6 protein-coding genes are annotated in these 9,580 nt (G+C 62.6%); 4 read left to right on the top strand and 2 right to left on the bottom strand.

Annotated elements, in window-relative coordinates:
- From BRX43_RS19280 to BRX43_RS19270, 3 genes are all read left to right on the top strand, one after another.
- Positions 1-205, top strand: a 205-nt coding sequence (locus BRX43_RS19280) for a DUF5110 domain-containing protein (RefSeq protein WP_125996684.1), incomplete at its 5' end; no start/stop codon positions are given.
- A complete protein-coding gene (locus BRX43_RS19275; RefSeq protein ID WP_125996687.1) occupies positions 205-945 on the top strand; it encodes a GDSL family lipase in 741 nt (246 codons plus the stop codon). The genes BRX43_RS19280 and BRX43_RS19275, both read left to right, overlap by 1 nt.
- A complete protein-coding gene (locus BRX43_RS19270; RefSeq protein WP_241215088.1) occupies positions 942-2,579 on the top strand; it encodes an alpha-L-fucosidase in 1,638 nt (545 codons plus the stop codon). Before BRX43_RS19275 ends, BRX43_RS19270 begins: the two co-directional genes overlap by 4 nt.
- Before the next feature lie 99 nt (positions 2,580-2,678).
- Here the strand turns inward: BRX43_RS19270 and BRX43_RS19265 are convergent, their stop codons facing one another.
- Positions 2,679-5,651, bottom strand: a complete 2,973-nt coding sequence (locus BRX43_RS19265; protein WP_125996683.1) for a TonB-dependent receptor — start codon at positions 5,649-5,651, stop codon at positions 2,679-2,681.
- A gap of 232 nt (positions 5,652-5,883) precedes the next feature.
- Here BRX43_RS19265 and BRX43_RS19260 point away from each other — a divergent pair, with 232 nt between their 5' ends.
- Positions 5,884-7,428: a tryptophan halogenase family protein gene (locus BRX43_RS19260; RefSeq protein ID WP_125996682.1), complete on the top strand. Its 1,545-nt coding sequence runs from the start codon at positions 5,884-5,886 to the stop codon at positions 7,426-7,428.
- A gap of 37 nt (positions 7,429-7,465) precedes the next feature.
- Here BRX43_RS19260 and BRX43_RS19255 read toward each other — a convergent pair whose 3' ends face one another.
- Complete coding sequence (locus BRX43_RS19255; RefSeq protein ID WP_125996685.1) at positions 7,466-9,067, bottom strand: DUF5597 domain-containing protein; 1,602 nt, start codon at positions 9,065-9,067, stop codon at positions 7,466-7,468.
- Positions 9,068-9,580 lie beyond the last annotated feature (513 nt).

Below are 9,580 nucleotides of genomic sequence, written 5' to 3'. Positions count from 1 at the left end.
GCTGGCGAGCATCCGCGTCTATCCGGGAGCCGATGCCCGCTTCACGCTCTACGACGACGACGGCGTCAGCAACGCCTATCGGGACGGGAAAAACGGCAGCAGCGCGACGCTGCGCTGGGACGACCGCGCCGGCCGCCTGACCGCCGATGGCAAACTGCCGACGGGACAGGATGCCGCCTCGCTGGTGCAGGTGATGGGACGGTGATGCGGGCGCAGCACTGGCTTACCGCACTGCTGCTCGCGGCGCTTCCAGTTGGCGCCGCGGCGCAGACGACCTCGGGCAAATCCTATATTGTCGACCGGGCAAGGATCGTTATCGACCCCTGCCCGGGCTACCTCGAGCCGCGCGACGCGACGGAATGGCAGCGGTGGAACCGGCACGTCCTGTTGCGCGCGTTCGGGCAGCATTACCGCTACGCCGACGACAATGCCGCGCTGACGGCGATGGGCACGCCGGTGCAGGTCGTCTTTATGGGCAATTCGATTATCGACGATTGGAATGCGAGCATGTTCCCAGGCGTGCTGGTCGATCGCGGGATCAGCGAGCAGACCACGCCGCTGATGATGGTGCAGTTCCGCGCCGACGTGATCGCGCTCAAGCCGCAGGCGGTGCATATCATAGCCCGCACCAACGACGTTGTCCGCAACACCGGTACGACCACGCTGGAGCAGGTGCAAAGCAATACTGCCACCATAGCGGAGATGACCTGCGCGCACGGCGCAAAGGTAATCCTGGGCGCGATGAACGCATGGCGGCGCGCTTCTGCGCCCGCCAACAGTGATGTCTCTGTAGACTATCAATCCGCTATCGCGACGCCAGAGATAGCGATGAAAGCGAGCCTGTCGAGCGACAGGGTACATCCGACGGTGACCGACTATGCGGTGATGCATACGCTGACCGTGGAGGCGATCCGGCGCACTCTTGCGAACAAGGTACCGCGATGACCACTGATCTGTCGCGGCGCGCGGTGCTCGCAGGGCTGGCCGCCAGCGGCATGGCGCAGCGCGCGCTGGCGCGGAGCCCGATGGGGCTGGCGCGCGGGCCGGTGGAGCCGAGTTGGTCGTCGCTGGTGCAACATTATCGCTATCCGGACTGGTTCCGCGACGCGAAGCTTGGGCTGTGGTCTCATTGGGGGCCGCAGTCGGTGCCCGAACAGGGCGACTGGTACGGCCGGTTCATGTACATGCAGGGTCATCCAATGTACGATCATCACTTGAAGACGTACGGCCACCCCGCCGACGTCGGAATGATCGAAATTCAGCGCCGTTGGACCGCTGAACGCTGGGATCCGGATGCACTTATCGCGCGCTACAAGCGCGCCGGCGCGAAATACTTCGTCAGCCTAGCGTGCCACCACGACAACCTTGACTGCTACGACAGCCGCTATCATGCTTGGAACAGCCTGCGTGTTGGTCCAAAGAAGGACGTGGTCGGCATTTGGGCGAAAGCGGCGCGGCGGGCCGGGCTGAAGTTCGGCGTGTCCAATCATGCCGCGCACGCCTGGCACTGGTATCAGACCGCTTATGGATATGATCCGGTCGGCTCGCGCAAGGGTGAGCGCTACGACGCGTACCGGTTGCGCAAAGAGGACGGGCGCGGGCGCTGGTGGGACGGGCTCGATCCACAACAACTCTACACCGGCCGGCACATGGTGTTGCCCGACGGGATCGACAGCGTCGCTGAAATGAACGCGTGGCACGACCGGAACGACGGGCAGTGGATCGAGAGCGCACCGTCCAGCGACGCCGGCTATGCCGCGCGCTGGCTGTTGCGGCAGGCGGACCTGATGGAAAAGTACCGCCCCGACTTCTGCTATTTCGACGATTACGAATTGCCGTTTGGACCAATCGGGCTTCAGGCTGCGGCCGATTACTATAACCGCTCGTTGCAATGGCACGGCTCGATTGATGTGGTGCTGACCGCCAAGCAGTTGAAGCCCTATGCGCGCTTCGGACTGGTGCAGGATGTCGAACGCGGCTTCACCGACCATCTGTGGAACGAGCCGTGGCAAACTGATACGTGCCTGGGCGACTGGTTCTACAATGTCGCGCGGCTGAACGAGCGGAGCTACAAGACCGCCGAGCAGGTAATACAGCGGCTGGCGGACGTAGTGTCGAAGAACGGCAACCTGCTGCTGTCAATCCCGCAACCTGGCGACGGCTCGATCGACCGCGAGGAAGAGGCGATCCTCGACGGCATGGCGGCATGGGTGGCGGTCAACGGCGAGGCGATTTTCGGATCTCGGCCGTGGCGCGTTTATGGCGAGGGGCCAACGCGGTTGCAGGTGGGGATGCAAAACGAGCAGACGGCCGGCACGTTCACCGCGCAGGACGTGCGCTTCACCACCAACAACGGTGCACTCTATGCGCTGGCTCTGGCTTGGCCGACACGGCGGCTATCGGTCGCGTCGCTTGGCAGCGACCGGCTGAAGCACGCGACAATCGAGCGAGTAACGCTGCTGGGTGGCGGCGCGGTCCCGCATCGCCGCGACGCGGCGGGGCTGCACGTCGACCTGCCGCCTGCGACGGGTGCGGGGTTTGTGCCGGTGCTGCGTATTGACGGTCGCGGGCTGGCCTGACGTTTCATCAGGTCGCGTCGAAAGAAATGCCCGCCTGTTCGCGATGGGACGGGCGGGCAGGCAGGAAAACCTTCGTAGAGGGCGGCGACCCGCCACCCCTCAATTGCGCATGCGGAAGGAAATGCCAAAGCGGCGATCGTTCAGCTCGAAGTTGCGTGGATTACCGGGATAATACTGGTAGCTATCGAAGCGCGACTTAGTCAGGTTGATCGCATCTATCGTCACCGACACCTTCGGCGTGAAGTTGTAGCCGATCGAAGCATCGAGCTGTCCGTAAGCGCGGTTGTAGATCGGAACTCCGCCCGTGCCGTTACTGGCCGGATCAAACAGGTAGCTGCTGCGCCAATTAAAGGCCGCACGCGCAGTGACGCCGTACTTCTCGTATAGGCCGACGAGGTTGTAACTCCATTTCGACAGACCTTGCAACGAGGTCGGCACCTGATCCCCGTTCAACAGCGTGCCGGTTGCGCCAGGGGCGCTGCTATCGACATACGTGACGTTCGCCTGCGCACCGAAGCCGGACAGCGGGCCGGGCAGGAAGTCAAAGAAGGTGTTGCCGCCGATCTCGAACCCCTTCACCTCTCCCTTGGCGCCGTTGACGAACGCAGTGTAGCGGAAGGTCTGCGACGCCTGGTTTGGCACCTCGATCTGCTGCTCAAACACCTGCGAAGTCGTGAAGTTCGTCAGCTTCTTGTAGAACACCGTGCCATACAGGAAGGTGGTCGGCGCAACGTTCCACTCCAGCGCAAGATCGGCCTGATCGACGGTCAGCGGCTTGAGCGACGGATTGCCGCCTGACCCGGTGTTCGTGCCATTCGGCTGGTAGCCGATCACGTTGCCGGCGGCATCCAATAGCTGCACATAGCCGACGGAGAATTGTCGGTTCGGATTGAGCTGCGAGAATTCTGGTCGTGACAGTCCTTTCGAGGCACCGATGCGCAACTGCAACCGCTCGGTCAGGTGCGCGCGCAGATTAATGCTCGGCAGTACCTTCGTATACGACTGATCGGCGGAATAGGGCTGGTCAAGCGTCACCTGCTGCCCAGCCGCATCCAGCGTCGGGCGATAGTTGAGCCGGGTGGTGCCCGCCGCCTCGTTCTCGGTCTTAACGAAGCGTACCGCGACGTTGCCGTCGATCGGCAGCCCGGCGTCGACCTTGAAATAGGCGGCGAGATAGCCGGCATAGGTCTTCTCACGCTGCGTATTGATATCCTGCGGCGTAAAGGTCGTGATCGCACGCCCGCCGATCGTGCGGAACGCCGCGGCGGCATCGTCGAATAATCGCGCAGACGCGTAGGGCACCGGCCCGACGATCGCACCGCCGTCACCACCGAACAGCGCGCCATAAGGCGCCACCAGCCCCAATGCGATCGGATTAGCTAAATTCAGTGGCGTGCCGTCAGCGTTGGTCGGCGACGCGCCAGTCCAGTTGTACGGCGTGCTGCGGTTGATCGCTTCGCGGTCGGTATAGCGGATGCCACCCTGAACCGAGGTTAGAATACTGTCGTCGAAATCCCACTCCAGGTCGAGCCGCGCCGCCTTTTGCGTGGCGACGCTGTCCTCCAGATGGTCCATGATCGCAGTGAAGCGGTAGGCGGACAGATCGGAAATCGAACCTGTGCCGGGCGCGCTCTGGAACGATATGGCGGGCAAGTCGCCGCTGAGATCGATGGTATAGCCTGCCAAATCCTTCTGCGCGAAGGCGGTGTAGCTGGAGACTTCCGCCGTGGCGCGTTCATATTGCAGGTCGAGGTTGACGTGCAGGCGATCGGTCGGTTGCCACTTTACCCCGCCGGCATAATCGGTGGTTTTGGTGCGCGAGAACGCGACCTGGGTGTTATTCTGGATATTAAGAGCGGTGTTGACGTATGGCGGCACCGAATAGGCGGGGGTGAAGCCGTTGAACCCGCCCGACACGAACCTTCCGTCCTCGAACCGGAAACCGCCGGTATTAGGCTGGAAATTGTTTAGGAAGTCCGGGCTGGTCCCGTTGGTGACGAAGCTGGAGTAGTTCGGGGTGTATAAGTCGTAGTTCGACTGGAAGAACGTGCCGTAGAATTGCAGGTTGGTCGCCGGCTCCCATTGCGCAGCGGCATAATAGCCGCGGCGCTTGCGGCTGCCCTCGGTCACCTGGATGCCTGCGCCGACCGGCATCGACAGCGTCTGGCCGGCATAGCCGGGGATGCCTGAGACCGGAACATAGGGGTCGATCGTCGCCTGGTCACGGCGGAAGGCAGATTCATAATATGCGACGTCGAACAGTACGCCGAAGTCGCCGATTCCGGTATCGGTCCACGTCTTGCTGACCAATGCCGAGCCGTTGAAGCGTGCATCCTCGGACAGGTCAAAGTAATTGGCGCCAACCGTCGTCGACAGGACGAAGCCCTTTTCGTCGAATGGCATGCGGGTGCGCAGATTGACGATACCACCGATCCCGCCCTCGATCTCCTTGGCCGATGGATTTTTATAGACGTCGACGCCACCCAGCAGCTCCGATGGAACGTCCTCGAAACTAAGCGAGCGCCCACCGCTGCCGCCGAACACGTCACGGCCGTTGAGCAGCGTCTTGACCTGCGTCAGCCCGCGGATCGCAATCCCGGACCCTTCGCCGTAGTTGCGGCTAATCTGGACGCCCGACACCCGCTGCAACGCTTCTGCGACGTTCTTGTCGGGCAGCTTGCCGATGTCGGTTGCGGTGATCGAATCTACGAACTGGTCGGAATTGAACTTTAGCGCCTGCGCAGTGGCGACGCTCTGCCGCAGGCCGGTGACGACAATATCGGCGGCGACATCATCGCTTGGCCCTGCGGCCTGCTCGACCGTGCTGGCGGCTGAGGGCGGCACCGCGGCAACGGTGCCGCTGGCATCGCGCGGCAGCGATCCATTGGCGGGCGTACCTGTTTGCCCGGTGGCGGAGGCACCACTTTCCGACTGGGCAGGCGCACCACTCCCAGCCTTGTTGGTACCCTGCGCCAGGGCCGGAGCCGCAACAAGCGCCATGGTCAAGAGCGAAACGCCCGTCAGGATCTCCCGGGCATGACCCCGCACCAATTCGCGCTTTCCGGTGTGCATTCGTCTTCCCCCCAAGTATCCGGATCGCACCGGCAGCGTCACGACGGGGAAGCACGCGCGGCGCTTCGGCCGACGCCTCGTCCTCCCCAAAAAACGGCCGCGACATCGCTCGGAAAGGCGAATGCGGCTGATTTGATAGCGATATCTACCATGAAAAATCTCGTCAATTCAACAACTCCTATTAATATGCTAAAAAGGCAAAAATAGTTTTCACAGCCCACAGGGGACCGAGATGATCCGAAACATTGACGCTGCGTCTGCGCCGATCGGCTCGATCCTGATCGTCGGTGGTGGTACGGCGGGGTGGATGACGGCGGCGGCGCTCGCGCGGTCGCTGGGCCCACGCCGTTCGTCGATCATACTGATCGAATCGGAAGAACTCGGCACCGTTGGGGTGGGCGAGGCGACGATTCCACCGATCTTGGAAATGAACCGTCTGCTCGGCATCGACGAGGATGCGTTCATGCGGGCGACCGGCGCCACCTTTAAGCTGGGGATCGCGTTCGAGAACTGGCGCGCGGCGGGTCACGCCTATTTCCATCCGTTCGGCCGCATCGGAGCCGCGATTGGGCCCCTACCCTTCCACTTGTACTGGCAGGCGCTGGCGTCGGCGGATCCCGCGGCGGCGGCAGGGCTGACCGACTACAGCCTACCCGCTGTGGCGGCGCGCGCGGGTACCTTTTGTCGACCGAGCGACGATTCGCGCAACACGCTTTCGACAATCAGCTATGCGTTCCACTTCGATGCCGCCCGCTACGCCCACTTGCTGCGAACGCAGGCTGAGGCGGACGGTGTGGTTCGGCACGAAGGGCGCATCGTCGCGATAGCGCGAGAAGCGTCCGACCACCCGGCCGGCCCGATGCTACAGTCGGTCACCCTGGCGGACGGCCGCGTACTGGAGGCCGATCTGTTTATCGACTGCTCGGGCTTCGCCGGCCTACTGATCGGGGACGCGCGGGAGAACCCCTATCAGGACTGGCGCAACTGGCTGCCGTGCGACAGCGCACTGGCAATGCCCATCGCGCGCGCTACCGATCCGCTGCCTTATACGCGATCGATCGCCGGGGCCGCCGGCTGGCAATGGCGTATCCCGCTCCAGCATCGCACCGGCGCCGGGCATGTCTTTGCCAGCGACTTCATCAATCGCGAGGCTGCGGAGCGGGCATTGCGCGCCTCTGTCGAAGGCGCGCCGTTGGCCGAGCCCAAGCTGCTGCGCTTCATGCCCGGGCGGCGGACGCAGGCATGGCGTGGCAATGTGGTGGCAATCGGGCTCGCCGCCGGCTTTCTGGAGCCGCTAGAATCAACCAGCATCCACTTGGTCCAGTCGGCGATCACCCGCCTCCTGGCACTATTTCCCGATCGCGCGTTCGCGCCGGCCGACATCGCCTATTTCAATCGCGCGACCGCTGCCGAGTTCGACCGGATCCGCGACTTCCTAATCCTCCACTATCATGCCACGGAGCGGCAAGACTCGCCATTCTGGAACCACGTCCGCACTATGGCGATCCCGGACACGTTGGCCGAGCGGATCGACCTGTTCCGCAGCCGTGGCCGCTTCTTCCCGGAGGCGTTCGACTTGTTCCTGGAACCGAGTTGGGTCGCGGTGCTAAACGGTCAGGGCATCCGACCCACGTGCCCCGATCCGCTGGCGCTGGATGCGATGGACACGTTGGCCGATGTTTTACCGCGAATGCGCGCCGCGATCGCACGGGCGGCGGGGACCATGCCGCGCCACGGTCACTTCATCGCTCACCACTGCGCCGCGCCGGTGGCATAGGCGCAGCGAGCAGGAAGGCGACATTTTGGGGTGGCGATCAGCGATAGCGGCCCATGGTCACCTTCAACACCGCCGGTCGATCGATCAGGTTGATTCCGTAATCGGTCTGGTCGCCATTCCAGATGCGGTCCATGACCCAGCGGCCCTGATCGAAATGCCCCTCCTCGACCCGTACGATCATGGCGTTCGTTGGCCCGCCGGGCCGGCTACCGAACGTCAGGCGGACGTGATCGCCCGTCACAAGAAACTCGTCGGCGGACAGTTGCGCCACGGCGGTACCGCCAACCGGCTCGCTTGCCCACGGCGCCGGTTCGGATTTCAGCCAGATCCAGTCCTTCATCCCGAACTGCCACTCACCCCAGCTTGCCGAAATCGTCCAATCGCCCATGGTGGTCGATACCGGTGCGCCATTGTCCGGCTTGGCTGTGCCCCAGGTCGGATGCTCAAAGGCGATCCGCGCCCACTCGCGCTGCATTGCCGCGAACGTGCTGTACGGTAGCGCAAAGGCGTCGAGCGTCGCGCCATCTAGCGCGCTGGCACCCAGCGGGTAGTTGAAGAACCCGGTATCGTCCATGCCGAATGGCGAGAAGCCGATCGCCCCGCGTCCGACCGCCGCGTAGAAGTAGCGCGCGAAAAGCCGCGCGTTACCGATCTCAGGGACCATCAACGCATTGTCGGCGCGGCGGTACGCGTCGAGGTAGAGGTCGACATTCTTGCTTACCTTGTCGTACAGGTCCGGCGCCGCGAAGTCGATCGACGGGGCCGCCACCTTCCAGATGTCGAGCACGTCCTGCTGTGGACCACCGCTGGCGACGCCGGTCGGGTCGGGGACGTTCGACGGCCCGGCAAGCGAGGCGTTGACGTACATCGGCAGCGGCTTAATTGCCTTACCCGCGGCGGCGATCGCATCGATGTAGCGTGCAGTGTACCATGTGTTAAAAGCTCGATCGGCTTGACCAGCGAACACCTGCGTCCACGTTCCCGACTTGCCGATCCTGCGCGCTAGTGCCGCCGGAACTGACTTGGTGAATTCCGCATTGGCGGCGGCGCTATAATCGCGGGGGTTGCGGTAGCTGCCAACCTCGTTCTCCGGTTGAACCATGATGACTGTATTCTGCGCATCGTGATCGCGTAGATAGGTCATCAATGCGACGAACGCGCGCTTGTCTGCCTCGCGCGTGCTCGTCGCCATCGGCGTCAAGACATAATGGTCCTTGCCGGTCTTGTCTTTCATGCGTGGAAAACGGCTGTTATCCAGCTTCACCCAGTCGGGCGTGTAACTTGGCGACGTGTTCTTCCACGTGCCGAACCATAGCAAGACAACTCGCTTGTCATGCGAGCGCGCTTGATCGAGCAGCGTCTGGACAAAGGAGAAATCGAATTGTCCCTCGCGTGGTTCGATTTGCTGCCATGCGACAGGTATTTCGAGCGTGTTAGCATGAATCCGATCGAGGATCGGCCAGACGTGCGGCAGCGATATCGCATAATTGCTGCTGTTATTGACCTGTGCCGCCAGCATCAGGAACGGCGCTCCGTCGATTATTAGCGCGTGGCGGCCATTACGGCTCAGTAAATACGGCACTGCCTTATTGGACGTGGCCGCGACGTCGGACTGTGCGTTGACCCCTGCAGCACTCATGAAAAGCGCGCTGGCGGTAATCGTTCGTCTAATCTTCATCTATGTTCCCGTCGCTTCCAAACGGAGTGATCTGACGCTCTCAACGCCAAAAGACTGGCTTCGAGGTTTCGCACCGACCCCTGTCGGCGAAGCGATAACAAATTGGCTCGCCTACGCAAACCGACGAGCTTCGATCAAATAACACCCGAACCGCACCTTCTTCGAAGGAGGGTTAGGCCTGTTGAAAATCGCATCGAAGCTGATCTCGGCTTATCAGCGCTCGCCTTCAGTCGCGAGTGTCAGTGATGAGCCCTGCGACGCGATCGTCGAGTCAGACGAGCGAAAGGCGTCATGCTGGTGCGGTTGGGCTCATGACGATCTCGCCGTAGCTTATGAGCTGCCCCCCTCTGAGTGGTCCATCGACTATGACAGTCTGGACCAAGGAAGGGACGACGAATGCCTGCCAAGAAGCACAAGCCCGAGGAAATCATCGGGAAGCTGCGCGAGGTTGAGATCATGCTGGGTCAGGGCGGC

The organism is Sphingomonas sp. S-NIH.Pt15_0812, from assembly GCF_003951315.1.
GTDB lineage: Bacteria > Pseudomonadota > Alphaproteobacteria > Sphingomonadales > Sphingomonadaceae > Sphingomonas.
This window is presented reverse-complemented; position numbering and strand designations above follow the sequence as displayed.

What these genes read in the sequence shown, in the direction of transcription:
- BRX43_RS19260 (WP_125996682.1), top strand. Translation starts at nt 5,884, where the DNA reads ATGATCCGAAACATTGACGCTGCGTCTGCGCCGATCGGCTCGATCCTG.
- BRX43_RS19270 (WP_241215088.1), top strand. Translation starts at nt 942, where the DNA reads ATGACCACTGATCTGTCGCGGCGCGCGGTGCTCGCAGGGCTGGCCGCC.
- BRX43_RS19265 (WP_125996683.1), bottom strand. Translation starts at nt 5,651, where the DNA reads ATGCACACCGGAAAGCGCGAATTGGTGCGGGGTCATGCCCGGGAGATC.
- BRX43_RS19275 (WP_125996687.1), top strand. Translation starts at nt 205, where the DNA reads ATGCGGGCGCAGCACTGGCTTACCGCACTGCTGCTCGCGGCGCTTCCA.
- BRX43_RS19255 (WP_125996685.1), bottom strand. Translation starts at nt 9,067, where the DNA reads ATGAGTGCTGCAGGGGTCAACGCACAGTCCGACGTCGCGGCCACGTCC.